Genomic DNA, 22,580 nt, shown 5'->3' on the forward strand with positions numbered 1-22,580 from the left:
CCTCAGCGCCCAAACTACTCAGAAGTCCAAGCTTACCGCCAGGCTCACCCCCTGCTGCGTCAACTCATCACTTTTGCGCCAGTTGTAATTCCCTCGCACATGCACCCCTGCCATAAGCTCATGGCTCAAGCCCAAGCTGGCCCGGGTCAGGTCACTGTGCGGCGTAAACCCGGTCAGGGTGAAGTCGTGCGCTGCCAACGTCGTCAGGTGCATCGTCACGTCCTGTTGGTCATCCTCGAACTCGTGCTCCTGGGCAACCTCGGCAAACAGCCGCGTCCCCGTTGCCACCTGCACACTGCCTAACAGCCCGATGCCCAGCCGCCGCGAGGTCCGTTCCTGGTCATCGAAGCCCAGCGCTGTCGAGCGCCCGCTCTTCTCGTCATAACCATCGACCTTGACCCGGGCATAGTCGGCGCTGATGAACGGCGCCAGTTGCCACGGGCTGCTCTCAGCGGCCAGGTTGTAACCCAGCCGGCCCGTCACCGCCCACGCTTCGCCATCGGTATCGCCTTTTTCGCTGCGGTCATTCACGCCCAGTGCGAAGGTGCGTTTGAGGTCGCTGTAGTCCAGGTGCCCGGCCGTCAGTGCAGCATCGGCCCACCAGCGGTCCTGGCGGTATTGGGCGAACGCCGTGGCCAGGTAGCTGTCGAGCTTGTAGTCCGAGTCCTGTTCACCCGCCTCCAGTTTCTGCCGGTATACGCCACCCGCCAGGCCCAGGCGCCAGGCATCGTTCAAACGGTAGCTGCCACCCAGGGTCAGGTTGTAGCCGCGGCCGTCGCCGCTGGCCGCGCTGCGCTGGCCGTCAAAGTCCAAGTCCTGCGCGCCGGTGGCGACGAAGGCCTGCCATTGCCCCACGGCTTGCCAGGGCGTTTGCCACTGGTTGCGCAGCTCGTCCTGGTGGGCGCGCAGGGTGGCGTGGGCCATTTCCGGCAACAGGGTCAGTTCCCAGGGGGCGGAGATGATCGAGTAGGCGTAGTCGGCTATCAACTGCTGGCCGGCAATGGTCGGGTGTACCGAGTCGTTGAACAGCAGTTTGGTTGGGTCCGGAGTGGCGCCGTTGATGCCGTAGACCGGGTTTTCGACGCAGCCTTGACCGCTGTAGCAGGTGCCGACCAGGTTCTGGCCGCTAGCCAAGCCGAATTGGGTCGGGCTGGCCAAGGCCTCACCCAGTAATACCGGAATGTTCAGTGGGATGATCTCGGCGTCGATCTGCCCGAGTTGATTGAGCAGTGACTGGTTGAACACGCCCGACAGCAGCGACAGCGGGTTCTGTTGCGGGGTGCCGCTGAAGTTCGGCGTTTGGCCCAGGTCGGGCAGCAACCAGACCATGATGTAGCGGGCGCCGCCTTGTTGCAGGGCTTGGGCGCTGGCAGCCAGCCGGCCTCCAGCAGCGGCGGCATCGGCGGGGCTGTTCACCAGGCCCTGGAGGAAGTCGTTACCGCCACCGGTGAGGTAATAGAGCGCGTTGGGGTCGGCGCGCAGGCCATTGGCCAGGTAGCCGGGGCGTTCACGGAAGACAAAGCCTGGCGCAGGTCCATTGGGGGGGACGATCACTTTCGATGACTCGGTGATCGAATCGAGAATCTGCTGCGTCGTGTAGCCGCCCACTGCCCAGTTGTTGCCATCAGGCCGGATGCCGACCGACGTGGAGGGGTTGAGTTCGTCTTGCTCGATGCCCAGCCGACCGCCAAGAATCATTGGCGAAACCGGCGCGAAGTTACCGTCGGCATCGCGGTTGGTGAAACGCTGGCCTGCCGTACCGCCGGTCAGGTCAGGAAATTGGCCGGCGTCACTCAGGCTGTCGCCAAATACGATCAAGGTCGAATAAGGGGAAGGGGCAGCGAATGCCTGGCTGCAGGCCAGGGCCAAAGAGGCGAGGGTAAAGCGCAACAAGGGAGCTTTTCGCATCAGAGAACATCCTTTTCTTTGTTTTTATGAGGACTACCCGATCGACCATAGCAAATCGCGGGGCTTGTCTCCCAAGTCCATTCGTTTCCCCGTGTTTACAGGCATATTGCGCCCATCGCCCCGGTAGGCTACTGTGCCGGGACGTATGAGCGAGACCTATCCTGTGTTGATCGTCAGCAAACTCTTGATGCGCGTTATCAAGGCCCACGCCCGTTGGCGTTGGCGCGCCTGACTTTATCTCCTGCCGGCCAGCCCGGCCCGTTTCTGTTTGCCTTCTTATCCGTTTCCGAATGCCCTTAGTGGCAATGCCATGCTGCGGGCGGTGTAGGAAGGTTCGTATTCTGAAGTCAGTAGATTCAAGAGGTTTAGCCCGATGTTACTGATGATCGACAACTACGACTCATTCACTTACAACGTCGTCCAATACCTCGGCGAGCTAGGTGCCGAGGTCAAGGTCATTCGCAATGACGAAATGACCATCGCTGAAATCGAAGCCCTCAACCCGGAGCGCATCGTTGTCTCCCCTGGCCCCTGCACGCCGAGCGAGGCGGGTGTGTCGATTGAGGCGATCCTGCACTTTGCTGGCAAGCTGCCGATTCTGGGCGTCTGCCTGGGCCACCAGTCCATCGGTCAGGCATTTGGCGGCGACGTCGTGCGTGCCCGCCAGGTGATGCACGGCAAGACCAGCCCCGTGCTGCACCGCGACCTGGGCGTGTTCGCCGGCCTCAACAACCCGCTGACCGTGACTCGCTACCACTCCCTGGTGGTCAAGCGTGAAACCCTGCCCGATTGCCTGGAGGTCACTGCCTGGACTGCCCATGCAGACGGTACGGTCGACGAGATCATGGGCCTGCGCCACAAAACCCTGAATATCGAAGGGGTGCAGTTCCACCCCGAGTCCATCCTCACCGAGCAGGGCCACGAGCTGTTCGCCAACTTCCTCAAGCAGACCGGCGGCCGCCGCTAAGGATCGAACATGGATATCAAGAGCGCGCTGAGCCGCATCGTCGGTCATCTGGACTTGTCCACCGAAGAAATGAGCGACGTCATGCGTCAGATCATGACCGGTCAATGCAGTGAGGCGCAGATCGGCGCCTTCCTGATGGGCATGCGCATGAAAAGCGAGAGCATCGACGAGATCGTCGGCGCGGTGTCGGTGATGCGTGAGCTGGCCGACAAGGTCGAGCTGAAGAGCCTCGATGGGGTGGTCGATATCGTCGGCACCGGTGGCGATGGCGCCAACATCTTTAACGTCTCCACCGCCTCCTCGTTTGTGCTCGCTGCTGCCGGTTGCCCGGTGGCCAAGCACGGTAACCGTGCGGTCTCGGGCAAGAGCGGTAGCGCCGACCTGCTGGAAGCCGCTGGCATCTACCTGAACCTGACCCCGGTGCAGGTCGCCCGCTGCATCGACAGCCTGGGCATCGGCTTCATGTTTGCCCAGAGCCATCACAAGGCAATGAAGTACGCCGCTGGCCCGCGCCGTGAGTTGGGCCTGCGCACCCTGTTCAACATGCTGGGCCCGCTTACGAATCCGGCCGGTGTGAAGCACCAGGTGGTCGGCGTGTTCACCCAGGCCCTGTGCCGCCCGCTGGCCGAAGTGCTGCAGCGGTTGGGCAGCAAGCACGTGCTGGTGGTGCATTCCAAGGACGGCCTGGACGAGTTCAGCCTGGCGGCGCCGACGTTTGTCGCCGAGCTGAAAAATGGCCAGATCACCGAGTATTGGGTAGAGCCGGAAGACCTCGGCATGAAGAGCCAGAGCCTGCATGGCCTGGCGGTCGAAGGCCCACAGGCCTCCTACGAGCTGATTCGTGATGCCCTGGGCCGACGCAAGACCGAGAACGGCCAGAAAGCCGCGGAAATGATCGTGCTCAATGCGGGCGCCGCGCTGTACGCCGCGGATCATGCCATGACCCTGGCACAGGGCGTGGAACTTGCCCATGACGTGCTGCACACCGGCCTTGCCTGGGAAAAACTGCAGGAGCTGGGTGCCTTCACCGCCGTATTCAAGCTGGAGAACGAAGCATGAGCGTACCGACCGTGCTGGAAAAGATCATCGCCCGCAAAGTTGAGGAAGTGGCCGAGCGCAGTGCCCGGGTCAGCCTGGCTGAGCTGGAGCGCCTGGCCAAGGCCGCCGACGCGCCACGTGGTTTTGCCAATGCGCTGATCGAGCAGGCCAAGCGCAAGCAGCCGGCGGTCATTGCCGAGATCAAGAAGGCGTCGCCGAGCAAGGGCGTGATACGCGAGCACTTCGTGCCAGCGGAAATCGCCGTCAGCTACGAGAAGGGCGGGGCGACCTGCCTGTCGGTGTTGACCGATGTGGATTACTTCCAAGGCGCTGATGTGTACCTGCAGCAGGCGCGCGCGGCAGTGTCGCTGCCGGTGATCCGCAAGGATTTCATGATCGACCCCTACCAGATCGTCGAGGCCCGTGCACTGGGCGCTGACTGCGTGCTGTTGATCGTCTCGGCGCTGGATGACGTGAAGATGGCCGAACTGGCTGCCACAGCCAAGGCTGTAGGCCTTGATGTGTTGGTCGAAGTGCATGACGGCGATGAGCTGGAGCGTGCGTTGAAAACCCTCGACACGCCGCTGGTGGGGGTGAACAACCGCAACCTGCACACCTTCGAGGTCAGCCTGGAAACCACCCTTGACCTGCTGCCGCGTATTCCGCGTGATCGCCTGGCGATTACCGAGAGCGGTATCCTCAACCGGGCCGATGTAGAGCTGATGGCAATCAACGAGGTTTACTCGTTCCTGGTGGGTGAGGCGTTCATGCGCGCTGATCAGCCTGGGCTGGAATTGCAGCGGTTGTTCTTCCCTGAGCAGGTGAAGAAGACTGTTCAGCCACTGGACTGATCGAAACGAAGCCGGCGTGACTGCCGGCTTTTTTGTATGCCTGTAATGGCCCTTTCGCGGGTAAACCCGCACCCACAGGTTCTTTGGCACCCTTGTGGCTGTGTTGAACCTGCGGGGATCGATAACAACATCAAAGGTGGATCAATGACCGATCAACCCCTGGTACTGACCGTTGAACAAGGCCTGCATGCCGAACAGGACCTGCTGGCCGCCGTCTGCCGCGGCGAACGCGACAGCGGTGTGCTGTTTTGGCGCCCGACCGACCATGCCCTGGTCATGCCGCGGCGCATGAGCCGCCTGGACAACTTCGAAGCCGCCTGTGCCGAGCTGGCGATCGCTGGCTGGCCGGTGCTGTTGCGTGAGACCGGCGGTGAACCGGTGCCGCAGTCGCATGCCACGGTCAATGTGGCGCTGGTCTATGTGGCGCCGCGCAGTGAAGGTGACCATGGGCGCATCGAAAATGCCTACGAGCGGCTGTGCCTGCCGCTGTGCGAGGTGCTACGCGAGTGGGGCGGGGTGGCTTCGGTGGGCGAGATCGACGGGGCGTTCTGCGACGGCCGCTATAACGTCAACCTCAATGGCCGAAAACTGGTCGGCACGGCCCAACGCTGGCGTCAGGGGCTGGGTGGCAAACGCCCGGTGGTGTTGGTGCATGGCGCGTTGCTGCTGGATAACGAGCGTGAATCGATGGTCGCGGCAGTCAACCGCTTCAACGAATGCTGCGAGCTGGAGCAGCGCTGCCGCGCCGATGCGCATATTGCCTTGCACGAAGTGGCGCCCCAAGCGCCCTGGTTCGAGCGCCTGTCACAGGCTTATGCCAAGGTGCTGGCCGATTTGCCCAAGGACTAACGGGTACCGTAGACCACCATGGTCTTGCCCTTGACCTGCACCAGGCTGCGTTCCTCGAGGTCTTTGAGGACGCGGCCGACCATCTCCCGCGAACAACCGACGATACGCCCAATCTCCTGCCGAGTGATCTTGATCTGCATACCGTCCGGGTGGGTCATTGCATCGGGTTGCTTGCACAGTTCGAGCAGGCAGCGGGCAACACGCCCGGTGACATCGAAGAAAGCCAGGTCGCCAACCTTACGCGTGGTATTACGCAGGCGCTGGGCCATCTGGCCGCCCAGGGCGTAGAGGATGTCGGGGTCTTGACGCGAGAGTTCGCGAAACTTGTCGTAACTGATCTCTGCTACTTCGCATTCAGTCTTGGCGCGGACCCAGGCGCTGCGCTGCTGCTCGCCTTCTACGGGCTCGAAAAGGCCCAGCTCGCCAAAGAAATCGCCATTGTTGAGGTAGGCAATGATCATTTCGTGACCATCGTCGTCCTCAATCAGGATGGTCACCGAACCCTTGATGATGAACGACAGTGTTTCGGCCTTGTCGCCGGCGCAGATAATGTTGCTTTTTGCGGTGTAGCGGCGGCGTTGGCAGTGCACCAGCAGTTTGTCGATGTTCTTGATCTTGGCGGGTAGGGCGGAGGCAACCATCACGAAATCCTGTTCGATACGACGCATAGGTTTCTTATAAAGAGTGTCTGGCAGAACGCGCCAGTCATTTGGCGCCAGCTTATCAGACACTACAGAATGTTTCGGTACTAAACCGACACGTCTCGAGCTTTTCCGACAGCCACACAAGGTCTAAGCTGACACCCTTTTCCGAAAATTAGGAGTCCGGGTAGATGAAGGCACGTATCCAGTGGGCCGGTGACGCGATGTTCCTCGGCGAGTCGGGGAGCGGGCATGTCGTCGTGATGGACGGCCCACCCGAGGCCGGTGGCCGAAACCTGGGCGTGCGCCCGATGGAAATGCTGCTGCTGGGCCTGGGTGGTTGCAGCAGTTTCGATGTAGTGAGCATCTTGAAGAAGTCGCGCCAGGCCGTGGAAAGCTGCGAGGCGTTCCTGGAAGCTGAGCGCGCCAGTGAAGACCCGAAGGTGTTCACCAAGATCCACATGAACTTCGTGGTCAAGGGCCGTGGCTTGAAAGAGGCCCAGGTCAAACGCGCAGTGGAACTGTCGGCGGAGAAGTACTGCTCGGCTTCGATCATGCTGGAGCGTGCAGGTGTCGAGATTACCCACGGTTACGAGATTGTAGAGCTGGGTTAAGTGCTGGATTGTTGGGGCTGCGAAGCGGCCCCTGCTATCTTCAGTCACGTAATGCCGGAAGGGCCATTCGCAACCATTGCGGTAAACCGTTTCTGAATACCTGGCTCAACCGCTCCCGCCGCTTCTGGTAAATCAGACCCAGCCAGATAACCCCCAGCCCAATCACCGTCACCACCACCGGGAACAGCAGCGATTCGGCGAATACCTCGTACGACAGGTAGCCCAGGTAAGCCGCCACGCCCAATGCCCCGAACACCATGAACACCGGCCTGCGTAACAGCACGGCGATGCCCATCAGGCCGATATTGATCAGGCAGTAGAGGGCCTTGCCCAATTCGCTACCGCTGTCCACCAGGGTCAACCCGCCCCAGAACGCCGCAAGCCCAGCCAGATACCCCCAGTGGGCGTAGTCCTCACGCGTGCGGCCGTCCACCACCAGAAACACCAGCAGCATGCCCAAGCCGAACCACAGCGACACTTCGCGTCGTTGTTCCCAGCTGAACGGCGAGCCATAGAACCATTCGCTGAGGTCCATCGACATGAACCACAGCGCCATGGCAATGGGCATCATGATGAACGGGAAGGGGATCAGCCTTAGCATGAGCAACCCGGCAATAACCGTTGCTGCTTCCATCATCAGCCAGCCACCCTGCACATAGGTGTAGTACTGGTGATAGGCGGTTTGCCTGTCATCCATCGGCCACCAGCCTACCAGGCGTTCGATGGCGAATACCGCCAGCGGCACGATGCTGACCGCGACCGCCGCCAGTACACCGGCGGCAATCGACTGGGCGCGCCGCTGCACATTAAGGGCAAACAGGGTTAGCAGGACGATGTACACGGTGGCAATGGCCAGCAGTGCCCAGTCGCCGATCGACATCCAGGCTTCGGTCAGCAGCCAGCCCATGGCGCCCATGATGAGCAAGGCGCCGAAATAGAAGGCGACGTGCGCCAGCTGAAAACTGCCACGTGTTGCCGGTTGCTGGCGCAGAAACTGCAGCAGGGCCTTGTCTTGGCCCGGCTGAAGGATGCCGGCTTGCACGGCACGCGCCAGGTCCTTGGCGCTGAAACGTTCCGTCATGGGGGAGCCTTCAGATGCGGTACGTGCTTTTGGTCATGACCTTGGCCAGCAGGCTCATGCCGAAACGCACAGGGGCAGGGAAGCGATAGCCGCCCGCTTCGAGGGCAGATTCGGCGTGCTGCTCTTCATCGATGCGCATCTGCTCGAGGATCGCGCGGGACTTTTCGTCCTCGTGCGGGATTTGCTCCAGGTGTTCGTCCAGGTGTTTGCACACCTGATGCTCGGTGGCCGCTACGAAGCCCAGGCTGACCTTGTCGCTGACCAGGCCGGCGAGGGCGCCAATGCCAAACGACATGCCGTAGAACAACGGGTTGAGCACGCTCGGGTGGCTGTTCAGCTGACGAATGCGCTGTTCACACCAGGCCAGGTGGTCGATTTCTTCCTCGGCGGCGTGCTCCATGGCTTTGCGCACCTGGGGCAGCTTGGCGGTCAGGGCCTGGCCTTGGTACAGCGCCTGGGCGCAGACTTCGCCGGTATGGTTGATGCGCATGAGGCCGGCAATGTGGCGGCTCTGGGCGTCGTCCAAGTCGGCATCCGGCTGGACGATGGCCGGGGATGGGCGGGACGGTTGGCCGCTGAAGGGCAGCAAGGTGCGCATGGCGGTATCGGCCTGCAGCAACAAGCGGTCGAGCGGCGAGTAGTGACGTTCGGTAGCCATCGGGCACCTCCGCAAGAGTGTGCCCGACAGTTTACCGCAATAGCGCCAGGGTCGCTTGCCCTGGATCAGCCCGGTGGCCAGTGCATCTGGCGTTGGCCAAGCACGTGCATATGGATGTGGTAGACGGTCTGCCCACCTTGCTCGTTGCAGTTCATGACCACGCGGAAGCCGTCATCGCAACCCAGTTCCTTGGCCAGGCGCTGAGCAGTGAACAGGATGTGGCCGGCCAGGCCTTTATCCTCTTCGGTCAAATCGTTGAGGGTGCGGATGTGCTTTTTCGGGATGACCAGAAAATGCACGGGCGCCTGGGGGGCGATATCGTGGAACGCCAGAACCTGGTCGTCCTCGTAAATGATCTTCGCCGGGATTTCCCGGTTGATGATCCTGGTGAATAAATCGTCCACAGCACTTGCTCCATGGTGAGGGTCCGGGCCGAGTGTACTCAGCCGGGCGCCGCTCGCCCAGTGGCTATTCCATTCCGACCGGGCAGTAACGGCGATGGATTACCCCGGCGAGCTTGCGCACCAGCCAGCGCGGTAGCAGGCGTGGCGCGAACGCCAGCCAGCGATTGCGTCGGCCGGGGGTGATCAGCGTCCGGTTTTTGTCCAGCGCCCGCACGGTGTACAGCGCCACTTCCTCGGGGCTGAGGCAGCGCGTGCTGCCCTCGAGCCGCGGAATGCACCGGCGCGAAGAGCGTACCGGGCCAGGGCAGAGTACCGAGACCTTGATGCCGGTGCGTTTGAGCTCCTCGCGCAATGCTTGGGAGAAACTCAACACATAAGCTTTGCTGGCCGCGTAGGCCGCCATCCAGGGGCCCGGTGCGACGCCGGCCAGGCCTGCGACATTGAGGATCTGCCCGCCGCCCTGTACAGCCATCAGGTTGCCGATGGCATGGCAGAGGCGGCTCATGGCCAGGATATTGACCTCCAGCAGGTCCTGCTCGTCGGCCCACTCGTGGGCCAGGAACGGCCCGTAGGTGCGCAGCCCCGCGCAGTTGACCAGCAGGTCGATTCGCCGCTCACCTTCTTCCAGCTCTAGCACAAAGCCCGAAAGGCGAAGCGGCTGGCTGAGGTCACAGGCGCGGAACAACACCTCGACACCGAAGCGTTGGGTCAGCTCGATGGCCACCGGCTCCACCGTTTCGCGCTGACGTGCCACCAGGATCAGATTGCGCCCGCGCCGTGCCAGCGCTTCCGCCAGGGCCAGGCCCAGGCCGCTGGAAGCACCAGTGATCATGGCGTAACGGGTCATGCAAAGGCTCCTGGGGGCTGAAGAGGGCGCCTAGTGTACAGCTTGGCTGGGCAAGGTGTTGCCTTTTGCTACAAGGCCTGAGCGCGAATACCCTGGCAGCGATCCAGGGCTTCCCGGTACTCGCTTTGCAGGCGTTCGATCAGCACACGGGCGTCCGGCAGGTCATGGATATCGCCCACTCCCTGGCCTGCCGACCATACGGTTTTCCAGGCCTTGGCTTCGTCGTCGATCGGCTTGAGCTTGCCCAGTTCGTGGCCACTCTTGAGTGCGTTCATGTCATAGCCCGCCTGCTCCAGGCTCGGTCGCAGGAAGCTCGCCGGCACACCGGAGACCGCCGGGGTGTGGACGATATCCACGGCATGGGCATCGAGCAGCATCTGCTTGTAGGCATCCTGCGCCTGGCTTTGCGCGGTGGCAATGAAGCGGGTGCCCATGTATGCCAGGTCCGCACCGAGCAGTTGTGCTGCGAGAATTTCATGGCCATGGTTGATGCAGCCCGCCAACAGCAGGGTCTTGTCGAAGAACTGCCGGATTTCGGCCACCAGGGCGAATGGGCTCCAGGTGCCGGCATGGCCGCCGGCACCCGCCGCGACGGCGATCAAGCCATCGACGCCGGCGTCGGCGGCTTTCTCGGCATGGCGGCGGGTGGTGACATCATGGAACACCAGGCCGCCGTAGCTGTGCACGGCATCGACCACTTCCTTGACCGCGCCCAGGCTGGTGATGACGATGGGTACCTTGTGCGCTACACACAGGGCCAGGTCGGCCTGCAAGCGCGGGTTGGTCGGGTGCACGATCAGGTTCACCGCATAGGGGGCCGGTGCTTGCAACTGTGCCAGGCCTGCCTCGATCTCTTCTAGCCAAGCCTTGAACCCGGCACTGTCGCGCTGGTTCAGCGCCGGGAAGCTGCCCACCACGCCACTGGCGCAGCAGGCCAGAACCAGGCTCGGGTTGGAAATCAGGAACATCGGCGCTGCCACCACGGGCAGGCGCAGGCGTTGTTCGAGCGAGGCGGGCAATGACATGGCAAGGCTCCTGTAGGGGGTTACCGTCAGAACGGTTTGACCACCACGAGAAATACGATACCCAGCAGGAACAGCACCGGGACTTCGTTGAACCAGCGGTAGTAGACGTGGCTGCGGGTATTGGTGCCGCTGGCGAAGCGTTTGCGCTGCGCGCCGCACATGTGATGGTAGCCGGTCAGCAGGATGACCAGGGTGAGCTTGGCGTGCAGCCAGCCTTGGCTCAGCCAGCCCGGGGTCAGGTAGAGCATCCAGGCGCCGAACACATAGGTGGCGATCATGGCCGGGTTCATGATGCCGCGGTACAGCTTGCGCTCCATGGTCACGAAGCGGTCCTGGCTGATGCTGTCCTGGCTCTGGGCGTGGTAGACGAACAGCCGGGGCAGGTAGAACAGGCCGGCGAACCAGCAGACCACGCTGACGATATGCAGCGCTTTGATCCATAGGTAAAGCATTGAGGGAGTTCCTTCAGGTTTTCACGGTCGTCAGATAGTAGTGGTCAAGCGCCCGAAGGGTCACCCGAAGAGTTGTTACAGGCGGCTTGCGCCCCTATTATCGTGCGCTTTCCAGTGGGCTCGTTGATAAGGGGCAAGCGTTATGATCAAGGTCGGTATCGTCGGCGGCACGGGTTACACCGGCGTCGAACTGTTGCGTCTGCTGGCGCAGCATCCACAGGCCGAAGTGGCGGTCATCACTTCGCGCTCCGAGGCGGGCGTGGCGGTAGCTGACATGTACCCGAACCTGCGCGGCCACTATGACGGCCTGGCGTTCAGCGTGCCGGACAGCAAAGCCCTGGCGGCGTGCGACGTGGTGTTTTTCGCAACGCCCCATGGTGTCGCCCACGCCCTGGCAGGTGAACTGCTGGCGGCCGGCACCAAAGTGATCGACCTGTCTGCCGACTTCCGTCTGCAGGATGCCACCGAGTGGGGCAAGTGGTACGGCCAGCCTCATGGTGCGCCAGAACTGCTCAAGGACGCCGTCTATGGCCTGCCTGAAGTCAACCGCGAAAAAATCCGCCAGGCACGCCTGATTGCGGTCCCGGGCTGCTACCCGACGGCCACCCAGCTGGGCTTCTTGCCACTGCTGGAGGCCGGCCTGGCCGACCCGTCGCGCCTGATTGCCGACTGCAAGTCGGGTGTCAGTGGTGCCGGGCGTGGCGCTGCAGTGGGCTCGCTGTTCTGTGAGGCTGGCGAGAGCATGAAAGCCTATGCGGTCAAGGGCCATCGCCACCTGCCTGAAATCAGCCAGGGCTTGCGCCTGGCGGCGGGCAAGGATATTGGCCTGACCTTCGTGCCGCACCTCACGCCCATGATCCGGGGTATTCACGCCACCCTATACGCCACCGTGGCAGATACGTCGGTCGATCTGCAGGCGCTGTTCGAGAAGCGTTATGCCGATGAACCGTTCGTCGATGTGATGCCCGCTGGCAGCCACCCAGAAACCCGCAGCGTGCGCGGTGCGAACGTCTGCCGTATCGCTGTGCATCGTCCGCAGGGCGGTGATCTGGTGGTGGTGCTGTCGGTGATCGACAACCTGGTCAAGGGCGCGTCGGGCCAGGCGGTGCAGAACCTGAATATCCTGTTCGGGCTGGATGAGCGTATGGGCCTGTCCCACGCGGGCCTGCTCCCCTAACAGGGTAAGCTGGCACAGAGGCCCGCCGTGTGCGGGCCTTTTTGTGGGCGCGACTAAAGCCGCACAATTCTTGACCATTTTTCTCGGAGAAGCGGATAATGCGCGTCATCGAGTTTTATGGCGGCAACTGCGCCGGGAGAATCAGCATGAGCGTCGAAACCTTCACCCCTACCGGTCTGGAATTCACCCAAGGGGCAGCCCAAAAGGTGAAGACCCTGGTCAACGAGGAAGGCAATGAGCGTCTGAAGTTGCGTGTGTTCGTGACCGGCGGTGGCTGCTCGGGCTTCCAGTATGGTTTCACCTTCGATGAAGATGTGGCCGAAGATGACACCATCGTCGAGCGTGAAGGCGTGTCGCTGGTGGTCGACCCGATGAGCTTCCAGTACCTGGCAGGTGCCGAAGTGGACTATCAGGAAGGCCTGGAAGGCTCGCGCTTCGTCATCAAGAACCCGAACGCCGCCACCACCTGCGGCTGTGGTTCTTCGTTCTCGATCTGATCACGGGCTGTACGAAAACGCCGCGCATTTGCGCGGCGTTTTGCATTCTGGCGGGGTGTTAAGCGGGGTAGATGGCGCCAAGCACGCGCAGCCCACGGGCCGCTGTCACGCTGGGGCGGTTAGCTGGAATGCCTTCCAGGCAGCAATGGGCAAGCCAGGCAAAGGCCATGGCCTCTACCCAGTCCGGGTCGACGCCATGCGCTGCCGTGCTGCCCACCTGGGCACCTGGCAACAGTTGGGCAAGCCGGCGCATCAGTGTGCCGTTGCGGGCCCCGCCACCGCACACCAGCAGTGCCTCAGTGCCTTGCTGCGCAGTGCACAGTGATTCGATGATGCTGCGCGCGGTCAGCTCCAGCAGGGTCGCCTGCACATCCTCGGCACGATAGGGCGGCAGCTGGCTCAGGTGGCTGTGCAGCCACGCCAGGTTGAACACTTCGCGGCCTGTGCTCTTGGGGCCGGCGCCTGCAAAGAACGGGTCGCGCAACAGCGCCGCAAGCAGGTCCTCGATCACTACGCCACTCGCCGCCCAGGCGCCGTCAGCATCGTAATGCTGGCCGCGCGAGTGCTCGATCCAGGCGTCCAGCAGCACGTTGCCCGGCCCACAGTCGAAACCATGCACCGGCGTGTCGTTGGCAATCAGGCTGAGGTTGCTGAAGCCGCCGACATTAAGCACGGCGAGCCGTTTGCCCAGGTGGCCGAAGAGCGTTTCGTGAAAGGCCGGAACGAGCGGAGCCCCTTGCCCGCCAGCGGCTACATCGCGGCGTCGGAAATCGCCGATCACGCTGATCTGGGTAAGCTCGGCAAGCAGCGCCGGGTTGCCAATTTGCACCGTGAAGCCGCGGGCGGGTTCATGGCGGATTGTCTGGCCATGGCTGCCGATGGCGCGGACAGCGTTGGCTTGCAAGCCCTGGCTCGCGAGCAGGTGGCCGATGCCTTCGGCTGCCAGGCTGGCCCAGCGGTTCTCGGCCAATGCAGCGCGGGCAATCTCGTCAGGGCCGCTGGCGCAAAGGCTCAGCAAGTCCTGGCGAAGGTCGGTAGGCATGGGGATGTAGTGAGTGGCGAGCAGTTGAGGCTGCTCGCGCTGTTCGATCAAGGCGATGTCCAGGCCATCTAAGCTGGTACCGGACATGACCCCCAGATAAAGCGCCATGGCTTAGCGCTTGTTCGCTGCGAGCATGGTGGCCTTTTCCTGATCCATGCGGGCGATCAGTGGCTGGCTCTGCTGCAGGAAGCGTTGGCGTTCGGCCTTGGCGATCGGGTCGGACATCGGCACTTTCTGGCTCAGCGGGTCAACGTGAACGCCGTTGACCTGGAACTCGTAATGCAGGTGCGGGCCTGTGGAGAGGCCGGTGGTGCCGATGTAGCCGATGATCTGGCCCTGCTTGACCGAGCCGCCGGTCTTGATGCCTTTGGCAAAGCCTTGCATGTGGCCGTAAAGGGTCTTGTAGCGGTTGCCGTGCTGGATGATCACGGTATTGCCGTAGCCGCCACGGCGCCCGGCCAGTTCGATACGACCATCACCCGCTGCCTTGATCGGTGTGCCGCGGGGGGCGGCATAGTCGACGCCTTTGTGGGCGCGGATCTTGTTCAGAATCGGGTGTTTGCGGCCAGCGGAGAAGCGTGAGCTGATGCGGGCGAAGTCCACCGGGGTACGGATGAAGGCTTTGCGCAGGCTGTTGCCATCGGCGGTGTAGTAGCTGGTATTGCCTTGTTTGTTGGTGTAACGCACCGCAGTGTAGGTTTTGCCGCGGTTGGTGAAGCGCGCAGAGAGGATGTTGCCGGTGCCCACCACCTTGCCATCCATGACTTTCTGCTCGTACACCACGTCGAATTCGTCGCCCGGGCGGATGTCCTGGGCGAAGTCGATGTCGTAGCCAAGGACGCGAGCCATGTCCATGGTCATGCTGTGGGAAAGGCCGGCGCGTTGGGCGGAGGCCGACAACGAGCTCTTGATCACGCCATGGGCATAGGCCGTGCGGACCACGGGCTTGCTGATTTCGCGGTTGAAGGTGTAGCCCTTGGCGTTTTTGGTCAGGCGAATGGTTTCAAGGTTGCTGACCTTGCTGTGCAGGTTGGTCAGCTGGCCGTCCTTGTCGAGCTCGAACTGCAGCACCTGGCCGTGCTTGAGCTGGCTGAACTGCTTCGCCTGCTTGTTGCTGGCCAGCACCTCATGGACCGCGCTGGCTGGCAAGCCGACCTTGGCGAACAGGGTGGAGAGGGTGTCGCCACGCGCTACGGTGACTTCGCGGTGGCCGGGCTGCTTGGCGGCCTCGGCTACCGGTGCTGCTGCAGGCTTTTCCTGTTCGGCTTTCTCGGTGGCCGAATCGGCCTCTTCGATCTGGGCGAACGGCGAGCTTTGCTCAGCGTCAGCCTGCACCAGCGGCGCGGCCTTGGATTCTTCTTTCAGTTGCTCGACCGGGCTTTCCAGTTCGAGGTTGAGGGTGGTTTTCTTGGCTTCGACTTCGCTGGAGGGAAATACCAGCAGTGCCAGGCTGAGCAGGGCGGCGATGCCGCTGGCGGCCAACAGATGGCTTTTCGGATAAAGCGGGGGCGCTTTAGGCGGTTCGTTGGTCATAGGTAAGGTGACTTTTTGAAGAAAAGTGAATATGGAAAAGATGAATGACATGATGAAGATGAAATAACTGTATAAAATATAACCAAATCCATTTTCACGCAAGGGCGCGTAGACGCCGCAAGCCTGCGGTCAGGTCACATTCCGTTGCGAAACTTGTATTTGATGGCCGATCTTGTATGGTTGGCTCCCCTTGAATCTGAGCCTTGCGGGTCTGTCTATGAAGTCGGTTGAAGAGCAGCTGGCGCTTATCAAGCGCGGTGCGGAAGAAGTATTGGTCGAGTCGGAACTGGTGGAGAAGCTCAAGCGCGGCCAACCTCTGCGCATCAAGGCAGGCTTCGACCCTACTGCGCCTGACCTGCACCTTGGGCACACGGTGCTGATCAACAAGCTGCGCCAGTTCCAGGAGCTGGGGCATCAGGTCATCTTCCTGATTGGTGATTTCACCGGGATGATCGGTGATCCGAGCGGCAAGAGCGCCACGCGCCCGCCGCTGACCCGCGAGCAGGTACTGGATAACGCCGAGACCTATAAACAGCAGGTGTTCAAGATTCTCGACCCGGCCAAGACCGAGGTTGCGTTCAACTCCACCTGGATGGACACGCTGACGCCAGCTGACTTCATTCGCCTGGCATCGCAGTACACCGTTGCGCGCATGCTTGAGCGGGATGACTTCGACAAGCGTTACACCACCAATCAGCCGATCGCCATCCATGAGTTCCTCTACCCGCTGGTGCAGGGCTATGACTCGGTGGCACTGAAAGCTGACGTGGAACTGGGCGGTACCGACCAGAAGTTCAACCTGCTGATGGGGCGTGAGCTGCAGCGTGCCTATGGCCAGGAAGCGCAGAACATCGTGACCATGCCGCTGCTCGAAGGGCTGGACGGCGTGAAGAAGATGTCCAAGTCGCTGGGCAACTATGTGGGTATCCAGGAAGCGCCAGGGGTGATGTACAGCAAGCTGGTGTCGATCCCGGACACGTTGATGTGGCGTTACTTCGAGCTGCTGAGCTTCCGCTCGATGGAAGAGATCGAGCAGTTCCGTGCTGATGTTGCCAATGGCGCGAACCCGCGCGACATCAAGATCAAGCTGGCGGAAGAGATCGTGGCGCGCTTCCATGGTGAAGAGGCTGCTGCCAATGCTCACCGTGCGGCGGGCAACCGAATGAAGGAAGGCGAGTTGCCAGAAGACTTGCCAGAGATCGAAGTTGCTGCGGCTGAAGACCTGCCGATCGCTGCCGTGCTGAACCGGGCAGGGTTGGTGAAGAACTCGGCGATGGCGCGGGATCTGCTTAATGGCGGTGCTGTTAAGGTAGATGGAGCGGTGGTCGATCGCGACTTCGTATTTGCACTGGGCGCCACCCACGTGTGCCAGGCCGGTAAGAAGGCGTTTGCCCGGGTCACTCTAAAGGCCGAGTGATCGTTAGTAGGTGTAGCTATATAGAAGCGGGGAGGCCGACAGGCCTCCCCGCTTTGTTTTTAGCGATATTAAGGTTTCGTGAAATTAAAGGTTGACGGGGTTTCGAATCCCCTTATAATGCGCCCCACTTCCAGCGTGATTGGAACGAGAAACTCCTTAAGTATCAACGAGTTAATCGATTCAGGCAGTGTTGTAAGGGCTTCGATCGAAAGATCGTGAGCGGTTGAAAAGGTGGTTGACAGCGTTTCTAAACGCTGTATGATTCGCCTCCCGCTACGAGAGATCGCAGCGAGTCAAGTGTTTGAAGCTAAACGAGTTTCTCGCGAAAAACTTCAAAATAAACGCTTGACAGCAAATGAGGAAAGCGTAGAATGCTCGCCTCGGTTGAGGTGAAAAGCTCTTAACCAAACGCTCTTTAACAAATTGAATCAAGCAATTCGTGTGGGTGCTTGTGAGTACGGACTGATAGTCACAAAGATTATCAGCGTCACAAGTGACCATGCGAGAAATCACATAGTCATTTGAGATTGCTGAGCCAAGTTTAGGGTTTCTTAAAAACCCAAGCAGTATTGAACTGAAGAGTTTGATCATGGCTCAGATTGAACGCTGGCGGCAGGCCTAACACATGCAAGTCGAGCGGATGAGAAGAGCTTGCTCTTCGATTCAGCGGCGGACGGGTGAGTAATGCCTAGGAATCTGCCTGGTAGTGGGGGACAACGTTTCGAAAGGAACGCTAATACCGCATACGTCCTACGGGAGAAAGCAGGGGACCTTCGGGCCTTGCGCTATCAGATGAGCCTAGGTCGGATTAGCTAGTTGGTGAGGTAATGGCTCACCAAGGCGACGATCCGTAACTGGTCTGAGAGGATGATCAGTCACACTGGAACTGAGACACGGTCCAGACTCCTACGGGAGGCAGCAGTGGGGAATATTGGACAATGGGCGAAAGCCTGATCCAGCCATGCCGCGTGTGTGAAGAAGGTCTTCGGATTGTAAAGCACTTTAAGTTGGGAGGAAGGGCAGTAAGCGAATACCTTGCTGTTTTGACGTTACCGACAGAATAAGCACCGGCTAACTCTGTGCCAGCAGCCGCGGTAATACAGAGGGTGCAAGCGTTAATCGGAATTACTGGGCGTAAAGCGCGCGTAGGTGGTTTGTTAAGTTGGATGTGAAAGCCCCGGGCTCAACCTGGGAACTGCATCCAAAACTGGCAAGCTAGAGTACGGTAGAGGGTGGTGGAATTTCCTGTGTAGCGGTGAAATGCGTAGATATAGGAAGGAACACCAGTGGCGAAGGCGACCACCTGGACTGATACTGACACTGAGGTGCGAAAGCGTGGGGAGCAAACAGGATTAGATACCCTGGTAGTCCACGCCGTAAACGATGTCAACTAGCCGTTGGAATCCTTGAGATTTTAGTGGCGCAGCTAACGCATTAAGTTGACCGCCTGGGGAGTACGGCCGCAAGGTTAAAACTCAAATGAATTGACGGGGGCCCGCACAAGCGGTGGAGCATGTGGTTTAATTCGAAGCAACGCGAAGAACCTTACCAGGCCTTGACATGCAGAGAACTTTCCAGAGATGGATTGGTGCCTTCGGGAACTCTGACACAGGTGCTGCATGGCTGTCGTCAGCTCGTGTCGTGAGATGTTGGGTTAAGTCCCGTAACGAGCGCAACCCTTGTCCTTAGTTACCAGCACGTTATGGTGGGCACTCTAAGGAGACTGCCGGTGACAAACCGGAGGAAGGTGGGGATGACGTCAAGTCATCATGGCCCTTACGGCCTGGGCTACACACGTGCTACAATGGTCGGTACAGAGGGTTGCCAAGCCGCGAGGTGGAGCTAATCTCACAAAACCGATCGTAGTCCGGATCGCAGTCTGCAACTCGACTGCGTGAAGTCGGAATCGCTAGTAATCGCGAATCAGAATGTCGCGGTGAATACGTTCCCGGGCCTTGTACACACCGCCCGTCACACCATGGGAGTGGGTTGCACCAGAAGTAGCTAGTCTAACCTTCGGGAGGACGGTTACCACGGTGTGATTCATGACTGGGGTGAAGTCGTAACAAGGTAGCCGTAGGGGAACCTGCGGCTGGATCACCTCCTTAATCGACGACATCAGCCTGCTGATGAGCTCCCACACGAATTGCTTGATTCATTGTCGAAGACGATCAAGACCCTATATAGGTCTGTAGCTCAGTTGGTTAGAGCGCACCCCTGATAAGGGTGAGGTCGGCAGTTCAAATCTGCCCAGACCTACCAGTATTTGGGGCCATAGCTCAGCTGGGAGAGCGCCTGCCTTGCACGCAGGAGGTCAGCGGTTCGATCCCGCTTGGCTCCACCACTCTTGCAGTACTTTGATCAAACTCAGAAATGAGCATTCGCCTCGAATGTTGATTTCTGGCTTTTGTCAGATCGTCCTTTAAAAATTCGGATATGTGATAGAAATAGACTGAACACTACTTTCACTGGTAGTGGATCAGGCTAAGGTAAAATTTGTGGGCTCGAAAGAGCAAAACGAATTTTCGGCGAATGTCGTCTTCACAGTATAACCAGATTGCTTGGGGTTATATGGTCAAGTGAAGAAGCGCATACGGTGGATGCCTTGGCAGTCAGAGGCGATGAAAGACGTGGTAGCCTGCGATAAGCTTTGGGGAGTCGGCAAACAGACTGTGATCCAGAGATCTCTGAATGGGGGAACCCACTCAGCATAAGCTGAGTATCTTGTACTGAATACATAGGTGCAAGAGGCGAACCAGGGGAACTGAAACATCTAAGTACCCTGAGGAAAAGAAATCAACCGAGATTCCCTTAGTAGTGGCGAGCGAACGGGGACCAGCCCTTAAGTTGGTTTGAGATTAGTGGAACGCTCTGGAAAGTGCGGCCATAGTGGGTGATAGCCCCGTACACGAAAATCTCTTATCAATGAAATCGAGTAGGACGGAGCACGAGAAACTTTGTCTGAATATGGGGGGACCATCCTCCAAGGCTAAATACTACTGACTGACCGATAGTGAACTAGTACCGTGAGGGAAAGGCGAAAAGAACCCCGGAGAGGGGAGTGAAATAGATCCTGAAACCGTATGCGTACAAGCAGTGGGAGCCTACTTTGTTAGGTGACTGCGTACCTTTTGTATAATGGGTCAGCGACTTATATTCAGTGGCGAGCTTAACCGAATAGGGGAGGCGTAGCGAAAGCGAGTCTTAATAGGGCGTTTAGTCGCTGGGTATAGACCCGAAACCGGGCGATCTATCCATGGGCAGGTTGAAGGTTAGGTAACACTGACTGGAGGACCGAACCGACTACCGTTGAAAAGTTAGCGGATGACCTGTGGATCGGAGTGAAAGGCTAATCAAGCTCGGAGATAGCTGGTTCTCCTCGAAAGCTATTTAGGTAGCGCCTCATGTATCACTGTAGGGGGTAGAGCACTGTTTCGGCTAGGGGGTCATCCCGACTTACCAAACCGATGCAAACTCCGAATACCTACAAGTGCCGAGCATGGGAGACACACGGCGGGTGCTAACGTCCGTCGTGAAAAGGGAAACAACCCAGACCGTCAGCTAAGGTCCCAAAGTCATGGTTAAGTGGGAAACGATGTGGGAAGGCTTAGACAGCTAGGAGGTTGGCTTAGAAGCAGCCACCCTTTAAAGAAAGCGTAATAGCTCACTAGTCGAGTCGGCCTGCGCGGAAGATGTAACGGGGCTCAAACCATGCACCGAAGCTACGGGTATCACCTTTTGGTGATGCGGTAGAGGAGCGTTCTGTAAGCCTGTGAAGGTGAGTTGAGAAGCTTGCTGGAGGTATCAGAAGTGCGAATGCTGACATGAGTAACGACAATGGGAGTGAAAAACTCCCACGCCGAAAGACCAAGGTTTCCTGCGCAACGTTAATCGACGCAGGGTTAGTCGGTCCCTAAGGCGAGGCTGAAAAGCGTAGTCGATGGAAAACAGGTTAATATTCCTGTACTTCCAGTTATTGCGATGGAGGGACGGAGAAGGCTAGGCCAGCTTGGCGTTGGTTGTCCAAGTTTAAGGTGGTAGGCTGAGATCTTAGGCAAATCCGGGATCTCAAGGCCGAGAGCTGATGACGAGTTGCCTTTAGGCGACGAAGTGGTTGATGCCATGCTTCCAAGAAAAGCTCCTAAGCTTCAGATAACTGGGAACCGTACCCCAAACCGACACAGGTGGTTAGGTAGAGAATACCAAGGCGCTTGAGAGAACTCGGGTGAAGGAACTAGGCAAAATGGCACCGTAACTTCGGGAGAAGGTGCGCCGGCGAGGGTTAAGGACTTGCTCCGTAAGCCCATGCCGGTCGAAGATACCAGGCCGCTGCGACTGTTTATTAAAAACACAGCACTCTGCAAACACGAAAGTGGACGTATAGGGTGTGACGCCTGCCCGGTGCCGGAAGGTTAATTGATGGGGTTAGCGCAAGCGAAGCTCTTGATCGAAGCCCCGGTAAACGGCGGCCGTAACTATAACGGTCCTAAGGTAGCGAAATTCCTTGTCGGGTAAGTTCCGACCTGCACGAATGGCGTAACGATGGCGGCGCTGTCTCCACCCGAGACTCAGTGAAATTGAAATCGCTGTGAAGATGCAGTGTATCCGCGGCTAGACGGAAAGACCCCGTGAACCTTTACTATAGCTTTGCACTGGACTTTGAATTTGCTTGTGTAGGATAGGTGGGAGGCTTTGAAGTGGGGACGCCAGTTCTCATGGAGCCATCCTTGAAATACCACCCTGGCAACTTTGAGGTTCTAACTCAGGTCCGTTATCCGGATCGAGGACAGTGTATGGTGGGTAGTTTGACTGGGGCGGTCTCCTCCCAAAGAGTAACGGAGGAGTACGAAGGTGCGCTCAGACCGGTCGGAAATCGGTCGTAGAGTATAAAGGCAAAAGCGCGCTTGACTGCGAGACAAACACGTCGAGCAGGTACGAAAGTAGGTCTTAGTGATCCGGTGGTTCTGTATGGAAGGGCCATCGCTCAACGGATAAAAGGTACTCCGGGGATAACAGGCTGATACCGCCCAAGAGTTCATATCGACGGCGGTGTTTGGCACCTCGATGTCGGCTCATCACATCCTGGGGCTGAAGCCGGTCCCAAGGGTATGGCTGTTCGCCATTTAAAGTGGTACGCGAGCTGGGTTTAGAACGTCGTGAGACAGTTCGGTCCCTATCTGCCGTGGACGTTTGAGATTTGAGAGGGGCTGCTCCTAGTACGAGAGGACCGGAGTGGACGAACCTCTGGTGTTCCGGTTGTCACGCCAGTGGCATTGCCGGGTAGCTATGTTCGGAAGAGATAACCGCTGAAAGCATCTAAGCGGGAAACTTGCCTCAAGATGAGATCTCACTGGGATCTTGAATCCCCTAAAGGGCCGTCGAAGACTACGACGTTGATAGGTTGGGTGTGTAAGCGCTGTGAGGCGTTGAGCTAACCAATACTAATTGCCCGTGAGGCTTGACCATATAACACCCAAGCAATTTGCTAGCGCGAATTGCGGTGGTGAAGACGAAACAACCGAAAGTTCGTAACCACAAAATCGCATATCCGAATTCGCTGGGCTGTCCATCTGGACATT

Annotated in this window: 18 protein-coding genes, 2 tRNA genes and 2 rRNA genes; 12 read left to right on the forward strand and 10 right to left on the reverse strand. The window is 59.3% G+C overall.

Going from position 1 to position 22,580, the window contains the following annotated elements; genetic code table 11:
• Nucleotides 1–18: 18 nt before the first annotated feature.
• Nucleotides 19–1,908 carry an esterase EstP gene (estP, locus tag HU764_RS00265; RefSeq protein ID WP_186704020.1) on the reverse strand — a complete coding sequence of 630 codons (1,890 nt, stop codon included), beginning with the start codon at nt 1,906–1,908 and terminating at the stop codon, nt 19–21.
• 373 nt (nt 1,909–2,281) lie between these two features.
• Between estP and HU764_RS00270 the strand changes: the two genes are divergently transcribed.
• The 4 genes from HU764_RS00270 to HU764_RS00285 all read left to right on the forward strand — a co-directional run bounded on the left by HU764_RS00270 (nt 2,282) and on the right by HU764_RS00285 (nt 5,613).
• Nucleotides 2,282–2,875, forward strand: a complete 594-nt coding sequence (locus HU764_RS00270) for an aminodeoxychorismate/anthranilate synthase component II (protein ID WP_027594404.1) — start codon at nt 2,282–2,284, stop codon at nt 2,873–2,875.
• Between the two features lie 9 nt (nt 2,876–2,884).
• Nucleotides 2,885–3,934 carry an anthranilate phosphoribosyltransferase gene (trpD, locus tag HU764_RS00275; RefSeq protein ID WP_186704019.1) on the forward strand — a complete coding sequence of 350 codons (1,050 nt, stop codon included), beginning with the start codon at nt 2,885–2,887 and terminating at the stop codon, nt 3,932–3,934.
• A complete protein-coding gene (trpC, locus tag HU764_RS00280) occupies nt 3,931–4,764 on the forward strand; it encodes an indole-3-glycerol phosphate synthase TrpC (RefSeq protein ID WP_027594406.1) in 834 nt (277 codons plus the stop codon). The genes trpD and trpC overlap by 4 nt, the downstream gene beginning before the upstream one ends.
• A gap of 144 nt (nt 4,765–4,908) precedes the next feature.
• Complete coding sequence (locus HU764_RS00285; RefSeq protein WP_186704018.1) at nt 4,909–5,613, forward strand: lipoate--protein ligase family protein; 705 nt, start codon at nt 4,909–4,911, stop codon at nt 5,611–5,613.
• Here HU764_RS00285 and crp read toward each other — a convergent pair.
• Nucleotides 5,610–6,254, reverse strand: a complete 645-nt coding sequence (crp, locus tag HU764_RS00290; protein ID WP_027594408.1) for a cAMP-activated global transcriptional regulator CRP — start codon at nt 6,252–6,254, stop codon at nt 5,610–5,612. The two genes, HU764_RS00285 and crp, sit on opposite strands and share 4 nt — an antisense overlap.
• A 191-nt stretch (nt 6,255–6,445) precedes the next feature.
• Here crp and HU764_RS00295 point away from each other — a divergent pair, with 191 nt between their 5' ends.
• Nucleotides 6,446–6,868 carry an OsmC family protein gene (locus HU764_RS00295; RefSeq protein WP_027594409.1) on the forward strand — a complete coding sequence of 141 codons (423 nt, stop codon included), beginning with the start codon at nt 6,446–6,448 and terminating at the stop codon, nt 6,866–6,868.
• 40 nt (nt 6,869–6,908) lie between these two features.
• Here the strand turns inward: HU764_RS00295 and HU764_RS00300 are convergent, their stop codons facing one another.
• The 6 genes from HU764_RS00300 to hemJ all read right to left on the reverse strand — a co-directional run bounded on the left by HU764_RS00300 (nt 6,909) and on the right by hemJ (nt 11,335).
• The gene (locus tag HU764_RS00300; protein WP_186704017.1) at nt 6,909–7,949 is read right to left on the reverse strand and encodes a DUF2157 domain-containing protein; all 1,041 of its coding nucleotides are present in this window, start codon (nt 7,947–7,949) and stop codon (nt 6,909–6,911) included.
• Nucleotides 7,950–7,959: 10 nt separating this feature from the next.
• The gene (gene coq7, locus HU764_RS00305) at nt 7,960–8,607 is read right to left on the reverse strand and encodes a 2-polyprenyl-3-methyl-6-methoxy-1,4-benzoquinone monooxygenase (RefSeq protein WP_027594411.1); all 648 of its coding nucleotides are present in this window, start codon (nt 8,605–8,607) and stop codon (nt 7,960–7,962) included.
• A 65-nt stretch (nt 8,608–8,672) separates the two neighbouring features.
• On the reverse strand, nt 8,673–9,011 hold the full coding sequence (locus HU764_RS00310) for a histidine triad nucleotide-binding protein (RefSeq protein ID WP_027594412.1): 339 nt from the start codon (nt 9,009–9,011) through the stop codon (nt 8,673–8,675).
• 64 nt (nt 9,012–9,075) lie between these two features.
• The gene (locus HU764_RS00315; RefSeq protein WP_186681381.1) at nt 9,076–9,858 is read right to left on the reverse strand and encodes an SDR family NAD(P)-dependent oxidoreductase; all 783 of its coding nucleotides are present in this window, start codon (nt 9,856–9,858) and stop codon (nt 9,076–9,078) included.
• A 68-nt stretch (nt 9,859–9,926) separates the two neighbouring features.
• Nucleotides 9,927–10,883: an NAD(P)H-dependent flavin oxidoreductase gene (locus HU764_RS00320; protein WP_186681383.1), complete on the reverse strand. Its 957-nt coding sequence runs from the start codon at nt 10,881–10,883 to the stop codon at nt 9,927–9,929.
• 26 nt (nt 10,884–10,909) lie between these two features.
• A complete protein-coding gene (gene hemJ / locus HU764_RS00325) occupies nt 10,910–11,335 on the reverse strand; it encodes a protoporphyrinogen oxidase HemJ (RefSeq protein ID WP_186704016.1) in 426 nt (141 codons plus the stop codon).
• 142 nt (nt 11,336–11,477) lie between these two features.
• Here hemJ and argC point away from each other — a divergent pair, with 142 nt between their 5' ends.
• Entirely contained in the window at nt 11,478–12,512 is a 1,035-nt protein-coding gene (gene argC / locus HU764_RS00330; protein ID WP_008089527.1) for an N-acetyl-gamma-glutamyl-phosphate reductase, read from the forward strand.
• Between the two features lie 146 nt (nt 12,513–12,658).
• On the forward strand, nt 12,659–13,009 hold the full coding sequence (gene erpA, locus HU764_RS00335) for an iron-sulfur cluster insertion protein ErpA (RefSeq protein ID WP_099455778.1): 351 nt from the start codon (nt 12,659–12,661) through the stop codon (nt 13,007–13,009).
• A 58-nt stretch (nt 13,010–13,067) separates the two neighbouring features.
• Here erpA and HU764_RS00340 read toward each other — a convergent pair whose 3' ends face one another.
• Together HU764_RS00340 and HU764_RS00345 are read right to left on the reverse strand one after the other, a co-directional pair.
• Nucleotides 13,068–14,159, reverse strand: a complete 1,092-nt coding sequence (locus HU764_RS00340; protein ID WP_186681387.1) for an anhydro-N-acetylmuramic acid kinase — start codon at nt 14,157–14,159, stop codon at nt 13,068–13,070.
• 3 nt (nt 14,160–14,162) lie between these two features.
• Nucleotides 14,163–15,584 (reverse strand): peptidoglycan DD-metalloendopeptidase family protein, encoded by a 1,422-nt coding sequence (locus HU764_RS00345; protein ID WP_099428193.1) that lies wholly within the window; start codon nt 15,582–15,584, stop codon nt 14,163–14,165.
• Nucleotides 15,585–15,801: 217 nt separating this feature from the next.
• On the opposite strand from HU764_RS00345, the gene tyrS reads away from it, so the two are divergent.
• From tyrS to HU764_RS00370, 5 genes are all read left to right on the forward strand, one after another.
• Entirely contained in the window at nt 15,802–17,001 is a 1,200-nt protein-coding gene (gene tyrS / locus HU764_RS00350) for a tyrosine--tRNA ligase (protein WP_027594419.1), read from the forward strand.
• A 571-nt stretch (nt 17,002–17,572) separates the two neighbouring features.
• Nucleotides 17,573–19,109 (forward strand): 16S ribosomal RNA (locus HU764_RS00355).
• Nucleotides 19,110–19,186: 77 nt separating this feature from the next.
• Nucleotides 19,187–19,263, forward strand: a tRNA-Ile gene (locus HU764_RS00360).
• Between the two features lie 6 nt (nt 19,264–19,269).
• Nucleotides 19,270–19,345: transfer RNA gene (locus HU764_RS00365), tRNA-Ala, on the forward strand.
• A gap of 229 nt (nt 19,346–19,574) precedes the next feature.
• Nucleotides 19,575–22,467: ribosomal RNA gene (locus HU764_RS00370) — 23S ribosomal RNA — on the forward strand.
• The 16S and 23S rRNA genes sit together here with 2 tRNA genes alongside, the layout of an rRNA operon.
• Nucleotides 22,468–22,580 lie beyond the last annotated feature (113 nt).

The organism is Pseudomonas kermanshahensis, assembly GCF_014269205.2.
Lineage (GTDB): Bacteria > Pseudomonadota > Gammaproteobacteria > Pseudomonadales > Pseudomonadaceae > Aquipseudomonas > Aquipseudomonas kermanshahensis.

What these genes read in the sequence shown, in the direction of transcription:
- tyrS (WP_027594419.1), top strand. Translation starts at nt 15,802, where the DNA reads ATGAAGTCGGTTGAAGAGCAGCTGGCGCTTATCAAGCGCGGTGCGGAA.
- crp (WP_027594408.1), bottom strand. Translation starts at nt 6,254, where the DNA reads ATGGTTGCCTCCGCCCTACCCGCCAAGATCAAGAACATCGACAAACTG.
- HU764_RS00345 (WP_099428193.1), bottom strand. Translation starts at nt 15,584, where the DNA reads ATGACCAACGAACCGCCTAAAGCGCCCCCGCTTTATCCGAAAAGCCAT.
- hemJ (WP_186704016.1), bottom strand. Translation starts at nt 11,335, where the DNA reads ATGCTTTACCTATGGATCAAAGCGCTGCATATCGTCAGCGTGGTCTGC.
- HU764_RS00315 (WP_186681381.1), bottom strand. Translation starts at nt 9,858, where the DNA reads ATGACCCGTTACGCCATGATCACTGGTGCTTCCAGCGGCCTGGGCCTG.
- trpD (WP_186704019.1), top strand. Translation starts at nt 2,885, where the DNA reads ATGGATATCAAGAGCGCGCTGAGCCGCATCGTCGGTCATCTGGACTTG.
- HU764_RS00295 (WP_027594409.1), top strand. Translation starts at nt 6,446, where the DNA reads ATGAAGGCACGTATCCAGTGGGCCGGTGACGCGATGTTCCTCGGCGAG.
- erpA (WP_099455778.1), top strand. Translation starts at nt 12,659, where the DNA reads ATGAGCGTCGAAACCTTCACCCCTACCGGTCTGGAATTCACCCAAGGG.
- HU764_RS00340 (WP_186681387.1), bottom strand. Translation starts at nt 14,159, where the DNA reads ATGGCGCTTTATCTGGGGGTCATGTCCGGTACCAGCTTAGATGGCCTG.
- HU764_RS00320 (WP_186681383.1), bottom strand. Translation starts at nt 10,883, where the DNA reads ATGTCATTGCCCGCCTCGCTCGAACAACGCCTGCGCCTGCCCGTGGTG.
- coq7 (WP_027594411.1), bottom strand. Translation starts at nt 8,607, where the DNA reads ATGGCTACCGAACGTCACTACTCGCCGCTCGACCGCTTGTTGCTGCAG.
- argC (WP_008089527.1), top strand. Translation starts at nt 11,478, where the DNA reads ATGATCAAGGTCGGTATCGTCGGCGGCACGGGTTACACCGGCGTCGAA.
- estP (WP_186704020.1), bottom strand. Translation starts at nt 1,908, where the DNA reads ATGCGAAAAGCTCCCTTGTTGCGCTTTACCCTCGCCTCTTTGGCCCTG.
- HU764_RS00270 (WP_027594404.1), top strand. Translation starts at nt 2,282, where the DNA reads ATGTTACTGATGATCGACAACTACGACTCATTCACTTACAACGTCGTC.
- trpC (WP_027594406.1), top strand. Translation starts at nt 3,931, where the DNA reads ATGAGCGTACCGACCGTGCTGGAAAAGATCATCGCCCGCAAAGTTGAG.
- HU764_RS00285 (WP_186704018.1), top strand. Translation starts at nt 4,909, where the DNA reads ATGACCGATCAACCCCTGGTACTGACCGTTGAACAAGGCCTGCATGCC.
- HU764_RS00300 (WP_186704017.1), bottom strand. Translation starts at nt 7,949, where the DNA reads ATGACGGAACGTTTCAGCGCCAAGGACCTGGCGCGTGCCGTGCAAGCC.